The 20,709-nt window shown below is 41.0% G+C and carries 15 protein-coding genes; 6 read left to right on the top strand and 9 right to left on the bottom strand.

Annotated elements, in window-relative coordinates:
- Nucleotides 1-8: 8 nt before the first annotated feature.
- A complete protein-coding gene (locus ABJL82_RS06870) occupies nt 9-911 on the bottom strand; it encodes a tetratricopeptide repeat protein (RefSeq protein ID WP_347273992.1) in 903 nt (300 codons plus the stop codon).
- 445 nt (nt 912-1,356) lie between these two features.
- Here ABJL82_RS06870 and ABJL82_RS06875 point away from each other — a divergent pair, with 445 nt between their 5' ends.
- Entirely contained in the window at nt 1,357-1,752 is a 396-nt protein-coding gene (locus tag ABJL82_RS06875; protein WP_347273993.1) for a BrnA antitoxin family protein, read from the top strand.
- Between the two features lie 49 nt (nt 1,753-1,801).
- On the opposite strand, the gene ABJL82_RS06880 is transcribed toward ABJL82_RS06875, so the two are convergent.
- The 5 genes from ABJL82_RS06880 to ABJL82_RS06900 form a co-directional block, all read right to left on the bottom strand.
- Nucleotides 1,802-3,637, bottom strand: coding sequence for a tetratricopeptide repeat protein (locus ABJL82_RS06880; RefSeq protein WP_347273994.1), 1,836 nt, complete (start codon nt 3,635-3,637; stop codon nt 1,802-1,804).
- 60 nt (nt 3,638-3,697) lie between these two features.
- The gene (locus ABJL82_RS06885; protein ID WP_347273995.1) at nt 3,698-4,675 is read right to left on the bottom strand and encodes a tetratricopeptide repeat protein; all 978 of its coding nucleotides are present in this window, start codon (nt 4,673-4,675) and stop codon (nt 3,698-3,700) included.
- 96 nt (nt 4,676-4,771) lie between these two features.
- A complete protein-coding gene (locus ABJL82_RS06890; RefSeq protein WP_347273996.1) occupies nt 4,772-5,152 on the bottom strand; it encodes an STAS domain-containing protein in 381 nt (126 codons plus the stop codon).
- On the bottom strand, nt 5,142-6,677 hold the full coding sequence (locus tag ABJL82_RS06895; protein ID WP_347273997.1) for a response regulator: 1,536 nt from the start codon (nt 6,675-6,677) through the stop codon (nt 5,142-5,144). The genes ABJL82_RS06890 and ABJL82_RS06895 overlap by 11 nt, the downstream gene beginning before the upstream one ends.
- Nucleotides 6,678-6,716: 39 nt before the next feature.
- Nucleotides 6,717-8,126, bottom strand: coding sequence for a sigma-54 dependent transcriptional regulator (locus tag ABJL82_RS06900; protein ID WP_347273998.1), 1,410 nt, complete (start codon nt 8,124-8,126; stop codon nt 6,717-6,719).
- Nucleotides 8,127-9,195: 1,069 nt separating this feature from the next.
- Here ABJL82_RS06900 and ABJL82_RS06905 point away from each other — a divergent pair.
- The gene (locus tag ABJL82_RS06905; RefSeq protein WP_347273999.1) at nt 9,196-9,807 is read left to right on the top strand and encodes an HAD family hydrolase; all 612 of its coding nucleotides are present in this window, start codon (nt 9,196-9,198) and stop codon (nt 9,805-9,807) included.
- Nucleotides 9,788-10,501 carry an outer membrane lipoprotein carrier protein LolA gene (locus ABJL82_RS06910; RefSeq protein ID WP_347274000.1) on the top strand — a complete coding sequence of 238 codons (714 nt, stop codon included), beginning with the start codon at nt 9,788-9,790 and terminating at the stop codon, nt 10,499-10,501. Before ABJL82_RS06905 ends, ABJL82_RS06910 begins: the two co-directional genes overlap by 20 nt.
- Before the next feature lie 245 nt (nt 10,502-10,746).
- Here ABJL82_RS06910 and ABJL82_RS06915 read toward each other — a convergent pair whose 3' ends face one another.
- Together ABJL82_RS06915 and ruvC are read right to left on the bottom strand one after the other, a co-directional pair.
- Nucleotides 10,747-11,727: a tetratricopeptide repeat protein gene (locus ABJL82_RS06915; RefSeq protein ID WP_347274001.1), complete on the bottom strand. Its 981-nt coding sequence runs from the start codon at nt 11,725-11,727 to the stop codon at nt 10,747-10,749.
- Between the two features lie 96 nt (nt 11,728-11,823).
- Nucleotides 11,824-12,291, bottom strand: coding sequence for a crossover junction endodeoxyribonuclease RuvC (ruvC, locus tag ABJL82_RS06920; protein ID WP_347274002.1), 468 nt, complete (start codon nt 12,289-12,291; stop codon nt 11,824-11,826).
- A 270-nt stretch (nt 12,292-12,561) separates the two neighbouring features.
- Here ruvC and ABJL82_RS06925 point away from each other — a divergent pair, with 270 nt between their 5' ends.
- From ABJL82_RS06925 to ABJL82_RS06935, 3 genes are all read left to right on the top strand, one after another.
- The gene (locus ABJL82_RS06925) at nt 12,562-15,981 is read left to right on the top strand and encodes a hypothetical protein (RefSeq protein WP_347274003.1); all 3,420 of its coding nucleotides are present in this window, start codon (nt 12,562-12,564) and stop codon (nt 15,979-15,981) included.
- A gap of 237 nt (nt 15,982-16,218) precedes the next feature.
- On the top strand, nt 16,219-17,850 hold the full coding sequence (locus tag ABJL82_RS06930) for a tetratricopeptide repeat protein (RefSeq protein ID WP_347274004.1): 1,632 nt from the start codon (nt 16,219-16,221) through the stop codon (nt 17,848-17,850).
- Between the two features lie 324 nt (nt 17,851-18,174).
- The gene (locus tag ABJL82_RS06935; RefSeq protein ID WP_347274005.1) at nt 18,175-19,698 is read left to right on the top strand and encodes a cache domain-containing protein; all 1,524 of its coding nucleotides are present in this window, start codon (nt 18,175-18,177) and stop codon (nt 19,696-19,698) included.
- Between the two features lie 473 nt (nt 19,699-20,171).
- Here ABJL82_RS06935 and ABJL82_RS06940 read toward each other — a convergent pair whose 3' ends face one another.
- Nucleotides 20,172-20,552: an RNA-binding protein gene (locus tag ABJL82_RS06940; RefSeq protein ID WP_347274006.1), complete on the bottom strand. Its 381-nt coding sequence runs from the start codon at nt 20,550-20,552 to the stop codon at nt 20,172-20,174.
- Nucleotides 20,553-20,709: the final 157 nt, after the last annotated feature.

Below are 20,709 nucleotides of genomic sequence, written 5' to 3' on the forward strand. Positions count from 1 at the left end.
CCATTATTTCACTCATTATTATCAGAAAGCATTAACAATTTATTATTCTTCAATGTATTTTTTTCCTGCCATTCCTTCCACCATGCAATATCATCAACATACCATTTCGCTTGCACAATTAAATCGCTCTGCGGATTTTCGTCGATAAAATGCTGGAATTCACTCAGTGCGTCATCGTATTTTTTTAACTGCCGGAAACAATTTGCAATCTGGTACCGGGTCCACATGTATTGATACGGCGTTACCTCTCCTTGCGGAATATTTTTATAACCCTGCAAGGCTTTTTCATATTCGCCCAATTTATAAAAACATTCTGCTATTGTTATGGGAGGCGTCTCTTTTTCTATGCCTGACAAATAGCTATGCAGCCGGTTGTTCATCCTGGCTTTCACCTCGCCATCCTCCCCTGGCACATCAACTTCTTCTTTTTGCGGCGTTGCGTCCTCAAAATTTTTTGAATACTGTAATGGTGTGTATTCAGGAATCCCGTTTGATGTATCCCCGGCGCCGCTTTGGCCGTCTGTTTTTGACATATTGCCCACTTCATGAACCGCTTCAGAATCAATATCTTTAGTTGCGCCCGGCTTGAAATATTTCCCGATCCCTGTCTCTGAAGTAACGCCCTGCAATGTTAAATATTTCTTTTCCAATTCCCGAAGCCGTTCGTTTTCAACGTTGAGATTTGATAATATCCTTTCCACGCCTTGATGTCCGCCCACACCAGACGAAGTACCGGCCAAAGCAGAACTTTCAGGAGATACGTCCTGAATCTCTCCGGTTCCTGCATTTTTTCCGCTGTTTACAGGCTCGCCAAACAAACATCTTTCAGAACTTATAAAAACAGGCACACCCATCCACAAGACCATAAAAACCACCAGGAACTTTTTCTCTGTTTTTTTCAAAAAACCCAAACAACACATCCTTTATATTTACCTCATTAGTTCATGCTATTAAAAAAAATGCAATCAGTATAAAGGGCAGCGCAAAAGCAGTGCCGTAACACGGTCAACAACGATAACCCAGCAGGCAGATACTACTGCAACTACGGTACATGGATTCACAACTACTTTACAAAATAAAGCTTATGTCACAATAAGTATCAAAAAAGTATCCGGTAACCATACCTTATGCGCCTGCCGTTGTTATTGATAAGTAAAAAATATGTACGTGTTGTCTAATTATAAGACAATACAGAGGCGGGAGATTTTATACAAGGTCATCACTTGAGGTTTTGCAGTTTGTCAGGATGCATGCCCGATTTTGAAAAATTTGACTCCCTGTTTTGTTTGAACCCGAACCTTGACATCAATATTCTTATAAGTAAAATGAAGAAAGTGAATATTGGAGGAACAGACAATGAGAGATCATTATGATTTTTCCAAAATGAAGGGGCATAAAAATCCTTATTTAAAGTATTTAAAACAACCGGTTACTATGCGTTTGGACCGTGATACTGTTCGCTATTTCAGGTCTATGTCGGAGGAAACCGGTATTCCATACCAGACCCTAATAAATCTTTATCTTCGTGACTGTGCAATCAGTCAAAGAAAAATCCAAATAAAGTGCCCCCCGGAAAAGCCGAATAGCCGGCTTGAGGCAAGGGTAAAGACACAGTTAAAGATTTGGAAAAAGTGGATGGTGCTTAGGGACATAGAAGAATTTAATATGCCTGTGATTGTCATTTCTGCCAAGGTGAGAAATCCTAAGATTCCTCACCTTGCTCAGTCCTCAATCTGCAATTGCCGACTGTAGACTGCCGATTGCCGACTGCGGTGGGATTCTTTTGCGGCTGAGACAGGCATCATCCCAACTCTAAACGAAACGCTTTTATTGCTTGTTCCAGTTTTCCCATAGCTTTATAACAAGCGCCGATTCTTTCAAATGCAAACGCCCTGATTTCCTTTTCGCTGCTATTTCCCAGAACATCTATATATGCCTTCACTGCTTGTTCGTATTTTTTTTCACAGAAGAGTGCATCCGCCAGGCCGACCATTCCTTCTATTAATACCTTGCTGTAAGGGTACTTCTTTATAAAATCCTTAAAACCTTCCTGCGCCCGCGCATAATTATCATCATCAAAATAACACCATCCTATCTCCATGGCCATTTTGTCCGCATATTCATCAGTTGGCCAAAATTGTATCCCTTCCCGGAATGTTTTTATCGCAGAATCATAAAAGTGCATTGCCCGCAGAGACTTTCCCAAAAAATACATACCGCGTGGGACATTGCTGCTGTTTGGATAGGTTTCCAGCGCTCTCTTAAAAACCTGGAATGCCTCAACATAATTCTCATTATTATAAAAGCACTCTCCCAATAAGAAACTTGCATCTTCGGCATACCTTTCATTGCCGCCATTGGTCAGGAAATTCCCCAAAACTGTTTTGGCGTCCTCATACTCCTCCAACGAGAATAAACTTTTCCCTATTAAATATTCAATCTCTGCCCCTACCTGGAGGGAATTATAGAGTTCTCTGGCCTCCATCAATGCCCGAATCGCCTCCCGGTGTTTTTCCATTTTTGCAAGCGCTTTGGCAATGTTAAGCTGCGCCTTAGCGGCAATCTCTGTTTCCGGATACTCATTCAGCACCCTTTCGTAGGTGTCCTTTGCCCGCTCATAAAACCCCTGCATCATCAAAGAGTCGCCTACCCCCATAAAAGCATCGGCAATTAAAGGATCTTTCGGATAGCCGTAAATGAACTGAAAATACGCCCGAATAGCGCTTTCCGGGTCATTGAGGCGGTAATAACAGTCTCCGATTTTAAACAAAGCTTCTTTTGCAAAGAGAGACGTTATATATTTTTTTGTAACAACCTGATATTCCTGCAACGCAAGAAAATTGAAACCCAAATCATAATAATAATTCCCCAGTTCATAATACGCCTTGACGACCATTTTATCGTTGGGATATTTTATTTGTGCCCTTTGATAGATTTGGGCAGCCTTATCCTTATAATAGTCAGACGCCGTATCGACGTTAAGCTGTGACAAAGAGGTAACAAATATAGCGTTCTCTTTCGGAATAAATTCCAGGTTGCGCATTCCGATAATCACTTCTAATATATCCTGTAACGGGCTTTTCCTGATCGATACATTTATAAAAGACGACAAGTATTCGGGGGCAATATCTTCATCCACAATAATGCTTTTGCCATAGATTGCTGACAGCGCTTTCAATATTTCAGACACCTGCACCTGTTTTGCGCTAATTGAATAAACCGGCATATCATACTCGTCCAGTTCTTTTTTCAGCATGATATTTTCGTTTGGCTGTATAAAAACATCTTTTCTTTCTTCCGGATCAACACTCTTCTTTTCAGCCGTCTTCGTCCCGTCTCCCTTATCTTCCTTTTCTTCAAACTCCTGATCTCTTAATATTTGCAATTGCATTTGGAGCATCTCAAGATTTCTCAACTCTTTATTTAATGATTCACTGAGTTCGCTTGATTCATCAATAGCCTGCAACTGCATCTGAAGCATTTCCAGGTTTTTCCTCTCCTCGTTCAGTATGCCCTGCACGGTATTTGATATATCCCCATTCACCTCGCCAGTAGTCTCCTCACCGGCTTTGGAAAAAGAGCATACAGGAAATACGCCTAAAAGAAATATGAGTATAAAGATTATTCTTCTATTCATTATTCATTATCCTATAAATGGTATATGCAAAATTCTTCATTTGCCTTCCTCTTCTTCGTTCTACAAATGGTCATTGCTTTTCCCGTATCCTGCGGTGACAGTACCTACCGTTTGAGATGCATTTTTCAGACGTTTTGCCTCCTCCCGGTAATAATCTCCGATTTTAAAATAAGACTCTGCCACGCACGACTTATCTTCTTCCGTTTTGCAGTCGCCCTCCCGGGCGATAACGGAGTAAAGGGTTTTTATTGCTTGCTTATAGTCCCCCAGTTTTGCGCAACATTCACCCATTTTTAATCTGCTTTTCAATTGATACTCGCTGTTAAGATAATCATTGTTTAAATGCCTGAACACTTCAATGGCTTCCTTATAATTCCCCGATTGAAAATAACAATCGCCCAAACGATATACAATAAAATCCTCATTCAGAAAAGGCATCGATTTGTCCAACCCCTTTCCATAGAGAGAAGCCGCCGCCTTGTAATCTCCCTGTTCGTACAATCGATTTGCTTCGATGATATATTTTGTCCTGTCTTCCTGCGTTTCTTCACGGCCTTGCTGTGCACCAGAAGAATTTCCCCACTTTATATCATCTGACAGCTTTACCTTAGTCCTTTTGCCATCCCTTAAATTGTCGTTTGAATCCATGTATTTATCCAAAGACTCTTCCAGTTTTTTTTCCACAAGGCGGGAAACCATTTTATCGCCTTTTACTTTAATCCAATCTTTCTGGAGAAATAAGAAGAAGCCTATCGCGCCTGCTATAAAAAGAAGCACCATAGCGGAAAGCACATATTGATTAAGCAATATGCCCGCTTTTAACAATTTTTTTGATTTTACCGGTTTTGATTCCGGTTTCTTTTTATCCACTGAAATTTCAGCCCCGTCAGAGGCTTCATGAACAGGCATATCGGGTGCGTCTTCACCTGGCAAAATCGCTTCCGGAAAAGAATCTTCATCCTCCCGGTTTTGCAACCCTTCGATTATTTCGTTTAATGATGCTTCCTTTTCTTTGTCATCAGATGGGATATTAGTCATATTTTATTACCTCTTAATAAAGTTAGTACCTTTCTGCAGTCGGCAGTCGGCAGTCGGCGGTCAGCAAATTGCAGATTGAGGATTGAGGATTGAGGATTAATTTCCTCCTGACCATAAAAATGTTTTTTCCAGTTTCCCCACACGGGGTCCAATGCTTGACATTGCTTCATCCTCGTTCTCAAATACCTCCACAATGCGAAGCAGGCCGGTAATATCCATAAGTTTTTTAATGTTTTTATTTGTTTGAACCAATTTAAATCCCTTTTGTTTTTCCCTGAAACAGCTCAGATAATAAGCGATACTCCCCAACGCGTTTGCGGAAATATACTTTACATCTCTGAAATTCAGTATGATGGCGCATGCATCTTCACACAAAACCTTAAGCATGCACTCCAGTTTGATTGCCCCATCATACACGAGGTTCCCCTTTGGCGATAACACGACCACATCGCATTTTTCATGCCTTTCAATTTCCATAGAAGTTTACCCGTTTCGCCAAAAAGACCGAAGTCCCCGTTCCCCTGCCGGATTGTATCATTACTCTATCCATTAACTGTTTCATAATAAAAATCCCTCTCCCGTCTTTTTTTGTTATGCCTTTATAAAATGTCGTATCAGGCTCTTCATAGTTCTGTGTATCAAATCCACAGCCCCTATCGCTTACCACTATGATAATCTCTTCCCCCAATCTCGAAAATTTCAGAACGATTTCCCCTTTTTCCCCCTCCTTGTATGCAAAGAATAATGCGTTCAAAACGGCCTCATTAACAGACGTAATAATGTCATGCCTCTTACACTCGTCACCCACTATTTTTGACAACTTCTCTTCAAATAATTGCAGCACTTCATCATAATCATCAATGGGCAGGGAAATAGAAATCTCTTCTTTCCATGGCCTGCCTCTGCCATTCTCCAGGGTAAAGGCAGCGATGGAACAATTTCGTGCATCGGCAGCCAGTTCATGCCATCCATCTATTCCCTCTTTCATTTTTTTCGCCACATGCCCGCAATCCCCGGCAGCCTCCCGCACAAGTATGTCCCTGAGCCTCTCTTTCTGAATAATTCCCTTCCGGATGCCTGTAGCAACAGCATTGCTGTCAATCACAATAAATCTATTACCCGCAGGCATTGGCAGGGTTTGCTCCGGTACGCTTATGTCAGGAAACATATTTAAGAATAAGGGATACGATTGCAAGTGTATCATTTCTTTTTCCTGTGAAAACATAAAACAGGTGAGCCCTTCGCCGCAAATTGAATAAAAAAGTTTTTGCCCTTGTTTCTCCAAAATCACACAGAAAAGCATAAGAGGAAAACGGTTTTTTATATGTTCGCAGAGAAAGGTATTCATGTTTTCTATCAAAGATGCAGGCGATCTGCATGTTTTTGCCTCATAGCGAAAAACCGTTTTTATCACCGTATCCAGATTTTCCAGCCCGGCCTCGCGTGAAAAACTTCCAAACAGCGCCAACAGGCAGTCATCAGTCTCAACGGCATCATAAAAGGCACGATTTGCATTCTCTGTTTCATCCTGCACAATATAACAGGATGAATCCTTGTGTTTGTCAGTATATACCTCACACGGCAGTGGTTCTTCATTCCTGTGGTTTTTTTCGCTATACGCATTTGTACCGGTATTTTCGCTTTCACTCAGGACTTTGCGAATCACCTTCTTCATATGTTCAAGCTTAAAAGGCTTTGTTATAAAATCAGAGACGCCGGTATGCATCGCCTCAATAACCGCCTCCGTTGAACCATATCCCGTCATGATAATCGCCCTTGTTGAGGGATTTGCCTTCTTTATCTCAGCAATTAACTGCACTCCATTCATGGCAGGCATAGTTAAATCGCTAATCACCAAATCGTATCTTCTTTTTTTAGCCATTTCCAGGGCTTCAACGCTATCGTTGGTATCTTCCACATCATAACCGTCATCCAAAAGGGTATTTTGCAAAGCCCATCGCAGCGTTTCTTCATCATCTACCAATAAAATTTTTTTCTTCATCTTTTCTTTACCGGCAATCTTTTGCCTATTAATTAAATATTACTGCGCAATGCCATACTCTTTTATTTTATTATATAAGGTCGTTCTGTTGATGCCCAGCACCCTTGCCGCCTCCGCCCTTCGCCATGAGGTTTCTTTCAGGACATTTTCTATGTGTCGTTTTTCCATAAATGCCAGTGAGCGGGCGTCAAGTCCGTCGCTGCCTACACCGTCAGTATTTCCATCAACAGCAACACCGGCAAGGCTTTCAGATTCTTTCTTCCCAAAGCTGATATTTGCAACATATTTAGGCGATAATGCACAGCCGTTTGCAATCAACACCCCCCTCTCTACCACATTCTTTAATTCTCTGATGTTCCCCGGCCAGCCATATTCCAATAATATCCGTTCAGTATCGGACGGGATATCGCAAACATTCTTGCCAAACTCATTATTATATTTATGCATAAAGTATTTCACCAAAAGCATAATATCTTCTCTTCTTTCCCTCAATGGCGGCACATAAATCGGCAAAACCTTCAACCGGTAATACAAATCCTTTCTAAAATTTCCTGACGCTATTTCTTCTTCAAGGTTCCTGTTTGTCGAGGCAATAATCCGAACGTCTATTTTGATATCGTGTATGCCGCCAACCCTTTTGAACTGCCTTTCCTGCAGAATTCTTAAAAGTTTTGCCTGCAGCAAAACCCCCATCTCGCCTATTTCATCCAGGAAAACGGTTCCCTTATCGGCAACCTCAAACAACCCCGGTTTGCCGGCTGTCGCCGCGCCGGTAAATGCCCCTTTTTCATAACCGAATAATTCTGCTTCCAGAAGGCTTTCCGTAAGGGCGGCGCAATTTATATCCACAAAACGCCCTGACTTTCTTGCGCTTAGCCGGTGCACCGCCCTGGCAACAAGCTCTTTCCCGGTACCGCTCTCTCCTTGTATTAACACCGTTGTAGAAGAACTTTTTGCCACCTGTTTAATAAGAGAATATATCTCTTTCATCTGCGGGCTGTTGCCAATAATAATTCCGTCCGATTCTTCATCAAACGTCCATTGCTTTTCCTTTATTTCAAGCACCTCCTGGCGCAGCCCCTGCCTCCTTAATGCCTTTTCAACCACCGACCTTAACCGGTCCAGTTTAAACGGTTTCTCCAAATAATCGTATGCCCCCAGCCTCATCACTTCAACCGCAGAATCCACGCTTCCGTATCCCGTCATTACCACCATTAATGCGTTAGGGTCTTTCTCTTTTATTTTTCCAATAAGTTCCACTCCATTTATATTGGGCAATCTCAAATCCAGCAGTATCAAATCCGGCATAAATGTATCCATTTTCTCCAGCGCTTCTTCGAAACTACCGGCGGCAATTGCTTCATAACCCTGCGCATCTAAAAACTCCCTGACAGAAAGCCTGATTGTTTCTTCGTCATCGACAATAAGGATTATACCTTTCGCCTTCATTTATTTACCCTTCCATTAAAAACAAACCGTTCAATGTCTCACGCATTATAAAACTTAAATTTTTCCCCGCAAAAAAAATACTTTGAGTTCAGTATATCAAAACGTCCAATTTTTCAACATGACTATTTTCTGCTTATTACCCTCTGTTTAAAAATACGATTTCACCTGGTGTATTAGTTCTTAAAAAAGGCATCAGTTTAGTTTTTTGAAAATTCTTAATAAAACCAAGGATTCCGTAACACTTTAGTTTTTTGAAAAATTCCAATAATCGAGTGTAGGAGCGAAGCATTTGCCGTAAATTGTCATAAATGCGTTCAAACCCAAGCGGGGCAAATGCTTCGCCCCTAATTTTTTAAAAAACTAAAGTGTTACAGGATTCCTGGTTTTATATCATAAGAAGTTTTTTTATATTACCCCCTTTTGATAATGTGAAATGGAGCGCCGGGGGGGAAATGCGTAACAAAATAGCAAACATTATACCACTGTTCATAACTATTATTGGAAACTAAGCTGGCATAGCAGGGGCAAACAAGCACGCAAGAAATAAAAAATACGAAATTCGAAGTGCTAAATACGAAACAAATTCTAATAACAAAACATAAAATTCAAAACAAATCTAAAACATCCAACAACTACGAAAGATGCAGTAACAAGTTAGTATTTTGAAAAATTCCAACAATGTAGTGCAACGAACCTCATCGCACTACATGAATTTAGTGGGCTTTGATATCTCAAGTGAGGAACGAGCCGCAACCGTTTATACCAAATGCTCCACCACTACACTACTATACGGCAAGCAGCACTATTATTGGAATTTTTCAAAAGACTAATGTGTTGCCCCCGAACTTCCAGATATTCCTATAGCTGGTTGAAGCGGATATATGGGTACTTATCTCCCAGACAACCCAGCCAGCAGCAGGAAAGACACAAATTTCATGCCCCTTGTCAGTCTTGTTGAAAATACTCGTTGAACGGTAATATATATCAGGTAAAATTTAAAAAGTCTTTCTTGTACTAATCTATATTTGTTATTTTATCTAAAATACCCGCAATAAAAGGAACATACATAATGTTACAGGGAATCATATTCGATATGGACGGCACGCTCACCAAGCCAAAGGTGGATTTTGCAGCCGTTGAAAGAGACATTGGCGCAAAGGTCGGGTTTATTTTAGACTATGCGGAGCAATCCAGTCCTGAAGAACGCTCAAGGGCAATGGGCATACTTGAAAGTTTCGAGGAACAGGCGGCATCGGAATCCGAACTCAATGAAGGTGTAGCAGAGATGCTGGAATTTTTGAGGGAAAAACAATTAAAGACTGCCCTTTTAACCCGCAATTCACGCAAATCAGTCGATACCGTTCTAAAAAAACACAACCTGCATTTTGAATTTATCGTAAGCCGCGACGACGCCAAGCCAAAACCGGATCCGGACCCTATTTTTCTGCTCAGCAAAATGATGAATATCCATACAGACCATTTATTGATGGTTGGAGACTATAAATACGATATTATGTGCGGCAAGGCGGCGGGGACGCGAACGGTTCTTTTGCGTTACAAAGAGTATATCGAAAAAGAGGTAATACCTGATTTTGAAATAGATTGTATTAAGGACATCATACACATCATTGAACATTTTGAAAAGGCAGCGTTAAACACACATGGGAAAACGAATTTTTAACAACACTATTTTCAATATCTTTGCTGCTGCACTAATTATTTTTCTCGTTAACAGGGCTTCTCTTTGCAGCGAACAGGCAGATCGCAAGACGCTGGACGAAGTTCTCCTTGCGGTGGAAAAAGCGGACGGCGAATTCAAAACCATGAAGGCCAATATAGCGATCACCAGAACCATTCCATTGCTGGATTCCACCGAGGTATCAAGGGGAAAGGTGCATTATAAAAAACCCGACCGTTTACATTTAAAATTTAACCATCCCCGCGATGAGGTAAACATTATTGACGGAAAACACCTCTGGATATATCATCCAAAAGCAAAGCAGGTCGAAAAATATGCTGTAAATAAAGGAGAACGTACCGCTCAGAACATACATTTCTTTGGGTTTGGTTACGGAGAGTCGGTTGCTTCAGCCAAAAAAGACTACACAATTTCCCTGACAGATACAATGGAGACCGATAAGAAATTTTTTTATGCGCTTGATTTAACCCCCAAAAGCGCTACATCCCAATATGCAAAAATTCGCCTGTGGATAGAGGAAGGCGTATGGCTGCCGGTAAAAATAGAATTACATGAAAGCGGAGGCGAAGTGGTAAATCTGATTGAATTTGAGAGCATTACACTCAACAGCCGGATGTCTGATAAGCTCTTTATGTTTGACCTTCCTAAAGGAGTGGAGATTATTGAACCCTTTTAGCAAGACCCGCTACTCCCTTCTCTTCCGTATACCAAAGCATAGTAACACTTTAGTCTTTTGAAAAAGCAAAATGCTATTTCCCAAATTTCGCAGACCGGGAAAAATATTCAATATTCAAAAAAGCGCTAACGGAGCTTTTCGCGGTATTTTTTCAAAAATCTAAAGTTTTAGAATAATAAACACACTTCAGGCGGATTCAGGTTACAAACCTGAACGCGAATGGTTCGTGCCACAATTGCAATGTATCAACTCGTTTTTTTAATTCTTTCCTCCTCCATGAGTGTTTGAAGTAGAGACTTGTTTTGTGCGGCAACGTCTTTGCTATAATTCAGTGTCTTTAGCTTTTCAGGTTTTAATGTCTCACCCTCCGCCAGACTCTCAATTGCCTTTCGGTTCACGTGAGCTACTTCATACAATGGGTCAATTTCCAATGCCTTGTCAATGGCAGATAAAGCAAGTTCTTTCTTTCCTAAATGCGCATAGCACAAACCTATATTCCCCCACGACTGTGCATGCCCTGCGACCATTTCCGTGCATTCTTTAAAACAGTACAGGGCGTCTTCCCATTGAGCATTTTCCAAAAGGGAAAATGCCTCTTGAAATTTCCTTTCTCCCTCGAGGTATTTATTAAGGCCAACTCCATGATGTTTCATTATATATTCCTCGCTTTCAAGAAGCATATGCCTTGCTGCCTTCACAAACTCACTATCCTCTTCGCCGATAAGCACTATTCTTTTTAATGTTCTCAAATAGTTTACCACGTCAGATATTTTCAGCAATGCTATCGCCTTGTTATAATGCGCCTGGACAAAATACGGAAAGATTTCAATTGCCTTATCAAAGTGTCGCATTGCCTCTTCGTGCTTACCCTCAAATGCATAGACAATACCCATGCCATATTGCACAACATGATTTCCAGGGTGCACGCGCAACAATTCATCCATCTTTGTTTTTGCCGCATCAATATCGCCCTTCTCCTGCAATAGTAAGGCGTTGTCAACCTCCAACCCGATCCTCTTGTCACTTTTCATTAAAATGCTGCCTTCCTCTGTAGTATGGCATCTGGCGGCGTGATATCTTTCAGCATATTCATAATAATTGCAGCCTTCGCACATTTGAGTACGAATAGAAGCGCAGCATTTCGGACAAATCAACGCATCGTGGCGCTCCTTACAACTTCTTTTTGCCTTTGTTGCGTTACACAGAACACACCTAGTTTTTTTCATATTTTCATAACCTCGCTTTAAAACCGCTATGAGAGAAACAACAAAGAAACAACTCCATCATTATTTAATTACAGGTAAAAATCCCTGTATTCCAGTTTAGAGCCGATGACCGTGGCAAATTGCGATGGCAAGGGCGTCAGATGCGTCCTCCGGCTGCGGAATTTCCGGCAGACCAAGTATGGCTTTTACCATTTCCTGCACCTTGCCTTTATGGGCATTTCCGTTTCCTGCAACCGCTTTCTTCACCACTCTGGCGGCATATTCAGCAATAGGAATATTTGCCATCGCAGCACACAGAAAGATAATGCCCCTGCCTTCCCCTATTTTAATGGCTGCTTTAAAATTCTTACCATAAAAAACCTCTTCTACCGCCATGTGGTCTGGCTTATAAATTGATATTAACTCTGTTACCCCTGTGTATATTGTTTTGAGGCGTTCCGGGAAATTCTGGTCCTTGCCGGTTTTTATAGAACCATACGCAACTGCTTTTATTTCCGCACCGGATTTTTCTATTATGCCATATCCGGCAATCAGCGTTCCTGGGTCAATTCCGAGAATTTTCATATGGTCATTGGTCGTTGGTCGTTGGTAAGTTTGTGATTAATTTTTTAATCTGTGTAATCTGTGTAATCTGTGGTTCCCCTTTCGTATTTCGTATTTTTTATTTCTTGATTGTTTGGTTATGGCTATGCCAGCTTAGGAATTTCAATAATTTTTAGTTAAGCATATCCCCGTTTTTCAACCGTAAGTTTTTGTTTGACAATTTAGCCCTTCAAGCATACCCTTAATATTGTACACAGACCTAAAACAAATCGCTTTTTTATACATAGTACCATGAAAAAATTATTATTAAATACGAATAAAATAGTAAATAATCTGATCGATATTGTCAAACTGCTGAACTTCAGGGACGCAAAGTCTCAAAGCAGTGAGAGTACAATAAATATGTCTTTGCGACTGGTATGCAAGCATATCATGGTAAACAGATTCTTCGGCGGCATTGCCCTGATCTTTTCACTGGGAATATTTTTGATGATGATTGGGGCATTTACTGCTGCCGCACTTTTGCATTTCCCCGGAGGCCTTGTAGCATTTTATATGCTTTGCCTTGGTTTACTATCGGTCGTGTTTTTTAAAATACTACTGATACCGTTGCTGTCAATAAATAAAGAAAAGATTGCGCTGCTGATAGAACAAAAATACCCTTCTTTGGATAATATGCTTATCAGCTCTTTGCAACTGACAAAGACGCGACGAAACACACATAAGATAAAATATTCCGGGCAGATGGTCTCTATGCTTGTTGATGAAGCCGCAAGGAAACTGAAACAATTAGACCTTCAATCCGTAGTTAATAAAAAACCTCTCATCCTCGGCAATACACTCCTTATTTTCTCCGTGCTTCTTTTCGGAACGGTGTATGCATTTCATCGTTCTTCTCTGGACAAAAACATACCGATTTTATTTGGCTATCTTAGCAACAGCAGCGGCATCGGCGGAGAGCCACTTTCAGTTTCCGGCGTCCCTGTTATTGGCGATATTACCTTGTGTTACCGGTATCCTCTTTATTCCGGGCTGGAGACAAAGACGATATATAACACGAGCGGCAATATCAAAGCCTTGAATGGAAGTGAGGCGCAAATCAGCGCCGTAAGCGGTCGTCCCATAATATCCGCAAAAATCATTTATAACGAGTCTACAATAATTCCGCTTGCAGTTGAAAACAACAAGGCCATGAGCGGCGTATTGCAGGTGCTGGAGAATGGCTCTTATTGTTTTGAGATAAAGGATTTGAGCGGGCGTATTACCAGAGACCCCGCATTATATACAGTTGAAGTTATTCCAGACCTGCTGCCTGAAACGACGGTTATTGCTCCGGCAAAGGATTTGGTGGTAAATGAGAAAGATGTTGTAAACCTTCAGTACAATGCAAAAGATGATTATGGGCTGGCGGAGATTTCTCTTGTATATGAAGTTGGAGATGAAAAAAATACAAGGCATTTGTCCCGTTTTGATAAAAGGCAATTATTGTACAACGGAACGTACAAATGGTCTTTGAGCGAATTGCGCCTGCAGCCCGACGACAAGGTAGCGTACTATATTGAAGTAAAAGATAACGATACGATATCAGGGCCAAAAACCGGCAAATCTAAAACGTATTATCTGGAGATTTATAGTTCCAGAAAAAAACACCAGGAATTGATTCAATTACAGGAATTGCTCGTGAAAGAAGCGCTGTGGTTGTTGTCGGACGACCTTGTGAACAGAATTGACGATGAAAAATGTGCATCAAAAGAGTACCTGCTTATGAGGCAGGATATTATCAATGAACGAGTGAGCGTTATCAACCGCCTTTTTACGGATATACTGGTTGGTATGCAGGAAGACGCCAAGGCAAATTACAGTGTTTACTACGCATTGGAAAATTTGAGAAAAAAGTTTCGCGATGTGACGGAACAAAAACAAACGGCCATACAAAAAGCGATGCTCACCATAGCGGGCAATGATGTGTCCTTAGCAATGTTAATGGAGCTGCAGGTAATACAGGATAAGGAAGTGACGGAAGTGGAAGATATGATACTATTCCTTAATGAAATGATACAAAAACAAAAATTGGATGATGTAATAGATACGGGGAATAATCTGATTCAATCGCAGAACACTCTTGAAAAATTACTGAATCAGATGCGTGAAACGGGGGACATGGAACTGAACGAAAAGGCGCTTGCTGAATTAAACAACATTGAAAACGCTATCCGGCAAATGATGATGAAGCTTATGCAAATGGCGCAGAGTGAGCATATGGATGAATTCTTAAACGCAGATGCAATGAAAGGGATTGAACAGGATGACATTATGGGCGATTTAAACGAGATGAAGAACGCTCTCAAAAATGGCGATAGTGAAACCGCTATAGAGGCGGCCAAAAGGATGCTTTCTTCCTTGCAGAAGATGATGGACCAGATGAATTCCGCCTCGCAGGGGTTAACGGATTCATTTTATTCCGATACCATGAAAAAGATGGATAAGATGATGGATAATTTGTCGGAACTGGAAAATAAGCAAAGAACTCTGGCGGAAAAAACGGAAGATTTAAAGCAAGATGTTCAGAAACGTGTCTCAGAATCAACCAATGAAACGCTAAAATCCTTCTTTGAAAAACAGGAAAAAAGGATTGAAGAGTTAAAACAGGATATTGCGGGGACAAAAGAATATTTGGCAAAGAATGAATTGCTGCAGGAATATCTTCAAACGAAACAGCAGTTGCAACAGTTGCAGCAGTTTTCCGGACAAAGAGAATTCCCCACAGGCCGTTTTAGCGATTTGTTTGAAAACGATAATAAATCCGGCATGCCTAAAGAGGAATCGGCGAAGTTATCCGGGCTGACAAGGAAAAATGCGGAGTTGAACCGGGAGATTAACAGGGACCCTCTGCAAAGAGATTTCCTTTCTATTGATAAGGAATTACCTCAGACGGAAGAAACGCTTCAGCATCTGGAAGAAATGCTGAAAGCCAGAGAGATAGAGGAATCTTTAGCATTGGCACGGGAAATTGCAGGGGATACAAATCGCTGGAATAACCGTATGCAAGACTCTATTGAAATGAGAAAAGAGGCGGGCAAGGAACGGCTGTCGGAGAAAGAACTTAAAACAACAAAACAGATCGACGATGCGGCAAAACAAAGTCAAAAAATAGTCCAGGATATTGAATCTATGATGAAATTCCTCGATGAACACCAGATCGCCGGCATGACTCAGGAAGATCAGGAGACATCGAAAAAGTACGCAGGGAAACAGGAAGAGTATAAAAATGAAACAGAAGAACTTATGGAAATGCTAGAACAGCTTGCAAGCCAGGCGCCGTTTATGGACGAAGAGGCAAGCAGGCAACTGGAGATGGCTTCAAATTCCATGTCCGGCGCAAAGCAAAGGCTGGAAGGGCAGGATATTTCAGGCGCGGTCATTGAGGAAAGGGAGTCGTTGTATCGCCTGTCTGAAGCAAAAGAAGGGGTGCAGAGGGCAAAAGAACACATAAAACAGGGGATGATTGGCGAAGGGATGCCTATGCCGTTTCGCGGCAGTATGATGGAAGGCCAGGTTGCTTCTACTTCAGAAAAAGTGGAAATACCTTCCGAGGATGCATACAAAGCGCCTAAAAAGTTCAGACAAGAAATTCTTGATGCATTGAAAGACGGATTACCAGAGAAATACAGGGATTTAAATAAGGATTATTATCAGAGATTGATTGATTGATTGATTGATTGATTGCTAAAAGCAAATATTTTCCTATAGAGGGTAGCCAGACCGTCCCGGTCTGTGATGATGGAGTTTGCAAGCATGGTATAATTAACCCCGCCAGGGTTGTTTCTTTCGTTTTCAGGTGAAATATACAAAAAATTGCAGAAACATCTGAAATGAAAATGCCACAGTAGTGTTAAGAATTATAAACCTTATTATTCATCTTTCGAAGACTTTATTTGTTTGACTATTATGATAAAAAAAAAGGCGGTTATTCTATTATTGCTGTTGTTCGTGTTCCTTATCTCACTGGAAAAAGAGGCAAAGGCCCGGACGAATGAATTTTTTGATATTCCGGGAGAAATTGCCTATGGTGAGGAATGCCTGAATGCCTGGCAGGTTGAAGAGGCAAAAAAGGCCGCTGAAAAGGTGCTATTGTTGGCGCCGGAAGACCCGCATGTATGTTTTTTCGTGGGAAAAGTGCGATTTTATGAGGGAAAGTATTGGGAATCGCTTGATTTACTGAAAAAAGCGCAAAAAACCCCAGGGGCCATGCAGCAGGCAGAGGAATTTTTCCATTTCGTTCAAACAATATACAAGACCGCAAGCAAGTTTAAAGAAGTTGAGTCCGAACATTTTCTCTTCCGTTTTGTGGAAGAAAAAGACGCCATACTGGCAGAATACTCCCTCGATACACTTGAGCACGCTTATAAGGTAATTGGAAGCGATCTGGGCTATTTCCCGCGTGAGAAAATACTCGTGGAGGTCTATCCGGACGCTGAGAGTTTTTGCACCATTTCCACTTTAACACAGAAGGAAATTGAAACCTCCGGCGCTGTCGCAATTTGTTTGTTCAACCGGCTAATCATTACAAGCCCGAGGTTGCAGCCCAGGGGATATGAATGGCTCGATACGCTTGCACATGAGTATGTGCATTACGTGATAATGAAAAAGACATACAATCGTGTGCCGGTTTGGCTTCATGAGGGGCTTGCCAAATATGAGGAAAAGAGATGGATAGATGATAATTCACCGGCATTGCCTGTTTCACTGGAAAGTCTTCTGGCGGAGGCTGTGGAAAAGGACTACTTTATCACCTTTGAGCAAATGCATCCCTCCCTGGCAAAATTAGAAAAAAGAGAAGACACCGCCCTTGCATTTGCGCAGGTATTTACGTCAATAGAATATTTATATCATCTTGGCGGCTATCCCTTGATCACGGCAATCCTTGATGAAATAAAGAATGGAATGGATGCAAAAGAAGCGCTATCCTCCGCCACCGGGGTACCATTTAATACGTTCGAAGAGAATTGTCTGCAATATCTGAAACAGAAAAAACTGCGAAGGGTTCATGGCATCAAAATACTTCCGACAATATTAAAGGAATCGTCCACGATTGTGGATGATCTTGAAAGCGTCGCGGAAATAGAGGTAAAAGAAGCAAAAAAATTCGCTATACTGGGAGACCTTTTACGACGCGAAGGGTTGTACAGCGCGGCGATTATAGAATATGAAAAGGCATTCATACTGGCAAAAAATATTTCACCTCAAATCCAGAACAAACTGGCAATGGCGTATATCCGGGATACTCAGTATTCAAAGGCAGAAGAAGTATTAAAAACCGCTCTCGAATATTATCCCGAATACACAGCCACATATATTTCACTGGGCGAGTTGTATCAAAAAACAGGAGCATATCAAACGGCAATAGATTTTCTTTCACAGGCAAACCGGGTAAATCCATTTAACCCTGTTGTTTACCGCAATCTCATTCAACTATATACGAAACTGGAAGATAAGGAAAGCGCGGCGAATGAGATGAGAAGGTTAAAAATGGTTACAAGGTTCCATGATTCTGCTACCCAGGAGATATCAGAAAATTGATTTAACGGCTTTCTTAAAATAAATCAGGCCGGGCTTTAAAAGACAAAAACCCAACGCATTTTATACACGCCTCAATCCCATAAACGCTAAGTTGTTTTTGATATTTTTTACATGGAGTCCGATATCGAAAGTCAGCAGTCATTGGTCATTGGTCATTGGTCATTAGTCAACTGCTAACTGGCAACTGTAGACTGTAGACTGTAGACTGTAGACTGTGGACTGTGGACTGTGGACTGTGGACTGTGGACTGTGGACTGTGGACTGCTTTCGCGCTTGTTTAGTTCCGGCTTGTCAGCATTTTGGTAATTATCGAAGAGGAATTGCATGAATAATTTTTGGAAATGCAGAAATTATCCGGGAATAATAATAGTAGTAATCATTTTTTTATTGGTGAATACCGGATGCAACAAGATACCCAGGGGCAACCTGATAGAGCAAAATTTTCAGCTTCTTCGGGAAATAAGCGCATTTAAGAAAAAGCAGATAATTAAATATTTTGCGGATGTTAAAAAGAGGGCGGCTGGTATTACTGCAGACGAAAGCATGCTTGATTGTTTTCATCAGATAAAGAAATGTTATCAGGTTGAGGCGTCAGGGGTCGATGCAATGAGTATTCACAAGAAGGAGTATGAAGCGGATGTCAATTTTGTTACTACGTATAAAGATTTCTACGATATTCTTTTTGTCGATAGCAGAGGTTTTGTTTTTCACAGCATAAAACAGGAAGATGATTATCATACAAATCTCTTTACCGGAAGGTATTCGGATACTTCCCTGTCCAGACATCTTCGGGAAGCGCCTGAAAGGGAATTTGTCAACTATGAATTTTATCCCCCGTCAGACAAACCTGCTGCTTTTTTTGTTGTGCCCGTATATGAAAAGAAAGACCTTGCCGGCTGGTTTGTTTTACAATTTCCTATAAACAAAATTAATGCAATATTATCTGACCATGAACACCTTGGAAGAACCGGAGAGGTGTATCTTGTAAATGAAAACAAGTTAATGCTGACGGATTCCCGGTTTATCGAAGATAGCACCATTTTGAAACGTAAAGTGGATACTGAGGCAGTGAAACTTGCGCTGCAGCAGAAAGCGGGAAGCAAGATTATTGAGGACTACAGGGGCATACATGTGTTAAGCGCTTTTGAACAATTTGAAGTGTTTGGCCATTCATGGATAATTATTGTTGAAATGGATGAGGACGAGGTTATTTCAAAGATTTATAAGGAGTATGAAAAATATTTTCTTTCAAAAATTATGGCTTACCTGCCAAAAGTAAATGCCGGATATGCTGTTCAGGACAGGGAATCGTTATCTCCCCAAAATAGCAAAAAAGTGAATATCAACGAGTATGCAATGACAAAATCGGGAGAATTATTAGAAACAAAAGGGGTTGGACCGTGCACTGCAATCATTTTTTCCTTTCCCCAAAGCTTTGGATATCTTGCGCATATCAGTCCCGTAGATGAAATTTATCATAAAAATCCTCTTACCAAATATTTCCTGGGAGGTCGAAAGACAAGTTACCTCCAGAAAATACTGCAAAATATACGGCGCTACGATTTATATCCTTACCAATTGAATAAGCTTCACTGTGTAATCATTGCCACTCACATGAAAAGTCTGAAAACAATAGTTGATCAACTATTAAGAGAGGGCATAGAGTTGTCACAAATTGGGTTTTTATTTAATCCCTCTGCGGATTATGCCAATATAATGTTTGATCAGTTAAACGACTGCATAAGAATAGAGTGGAAATCTCATAATTATAATACCGTTTTTTATGCTGCACATATTCCTGACGTTAAAACACTGGGGTATGTTGTAAAAGAAATGATCGCGCAATAAAATTGCAAGGCAGGTAGGGTTGAGATTTGCAAACCACTAATCGTTTTGTTTTTTTTACTGCAATGGTTGAAAATGTCTTTGTGTAAGTATGTAGCGGCAATTCGAGAATTGCCGCTACACTGAATATCACTCTATTATTATTACGGGAATGCGAAGAAAACAAAACTGTTACAAAATATCGTGCTTTCCTGACAAGTTGATGCGTTTTTTAGACGAATTTGAAGCGACCCAAGCCATTATACGTCAACAGTGATGTAGTCATCATCGGTTTTGTATAATATGAGAAGTTGCTATTATGATAGAAGGGACAATTTTGAGCAATTATCTCTTTCTGTAAATTTAATGCTGCAATTGTATCTATGAATACAAAGAGGAATTATGCCACGGCCTTTATTATTTTGCAAATGTGTGGATTATACTTATAAAACCGAAAGTGCATTCTTCCCCTATTGCACCCAATAGGTAAACCAATATTACCAGGGCCTTCCGCCACCACTTCTACCACCACCGCCGCTTCTACCGCCGCCACTTCTGCCACCACCGCCACCGCCGCTTCTACCGCCGCCACTTCTGCCTCTACCACCGCCGCCGCCACCTTGTTTACGGTCATCAGTACGGGGAAGCGCCTCATTAACATTCAGAACCCTTCCATTTAAATCTTTGCCGTTGAGACTATTTAGCGCAGCCTGCGCTTCTGCCCTTGAGGGCATTTCTACAAATCCAAATCCTCTGGATTCTCCGCTGAATTTATCCTTGATAATTGTTACGGACGTGACCTGCCCAAACTCCTCAAAAACCTGTTTCAATTCTTCCTCTGTTGTTTGTCGTGCCAGGTTGCCAGCGTAAATATTCATGTTTCTATCCTTTCTTTTAGGTATTAATGACAATATTTCATTTGGTGTATATTTGCGTTTGAATAAATCAGACCTATGGATGTTTCAAGTTATTCTATTTCTCCCCCTTTCCTGTTTTTCAGAAGTTAGGCAAACTTCCGCAATTTCATACGTAGTA

The sequence above is a fragment of the Candidatus Kuenenia sp. genome, assembly GCF_039794105.1.
Lineage (GTDB): Bacteria > Planctomycetota > Brocadiia > Brocadiales > Brocadiaceae > Kuenenia.

What these genes read in the sequence shown, in the direction of transcription:
- ABJL82_RS06940 (WP_347274006.1), bottom strand. Translation starts at nt 20,552, where the DNA reads ATGAATATTTACGCTGGCAACCTGGCACGACAAACAACAGAGGAAGAA.
- ABJL82_RS06925 (WP_347274003.1), top strand. Translation starts at nt 12,562, where the DNA reads ATGAAAAAATTATTATTAAATACGAATAAAATAGTAAATAATCTGATC.
- ABJL82_RS06875 (WP_347273993.1), top strand. Translation starts at nt 1,357, where the DNA reads ATGAGAGATCATTATGATTTTTCCAAAATGAAGGGGCATAAAAATCCT.
- ABJL82_RS06900 (WP_347273998.1), bottom strand. Translation starts at nt 8,126, where the DNA reads ATGAAGGCGAAAGGTATAATCCTTATTGTCGATGACGAAGAAACAATC.
- ABJL82_RS06885 (WP_347273995.1), bottom strand. Translation starts at nt 4,675, where the DNA reads ATGACTAATATCCCATCTGATGACAAAGAAAAGGAAGCATCATTAAAC.
- ABJL82_RS06930 (WP_347274004.1), top strand. Translation starts at nt 16,219, where the DNA reads ATGATAAAAAAAAAGGCGGTTATTCTATTATTGCTGTTGTTCGTGTTC.
- ABJL82_RS06890 (WP_347273996.1), bottom strand. Translation starts at nt 5,152, where the DNA reads ATGGAAATTGAAAGGCATGAAAAATGCGATGTGGTCGTGTTATCGCCA.
- ABJL82_RS06895 (WP_347273997.1), bottom strand. Translation starts at nt 6,677, where the DNA reads ATGAAGAAAAAAATTTTATTGGTAGATGATGAAGAAACGCTGCGATGG.
- ABJL82_RS06905 (WP_347273999.1), top strand. Translation starts at nt 9,196, where the DNA reads ATGTTACAGGGAATCATATTCGATATGGACGGCACGCTCACCAAGCCA.
- ABJL82_RS06935 (WP_347274005.1), top strand. Translation starts at nt 18,175, where the DNA reads ATGAATAATTTTTGGAAATGCAGAAATTATCCGGGAATAATAATAGTA.
- ABJL82_RS06910 (WP_347274000.1), top strand. Translation starts at nt 9,788, where the DNA reads ATGGGAAAACGAATTTTTAACAACACTATTTTCAATATCTTTGCTGCT.
- ABJL82_RS06880 (WP_347273994.1), bottom strand. Translation starts at nt 3,637, where the DNA reads ATGAATAGAAGAATAATCTTTATACTCATATTTCTTTTAGGCGTATTT.
- ruvC (WP_347274002.1), bottom strand. Translation starts at nt 12,291, where the DNA reads ATGAAAATTCTCGGAATTGACCCAGGAACGCTGATTGCCGGATATGGC.
- ABJL82_RS06915 (WP_347274001.1), bottom strand. Translation starts at nt 11,727, where the DNA reads ATGAAAAAAACTAGGTGTGTTCTGTGTAACGCAACAAAGGCAAAAAGA.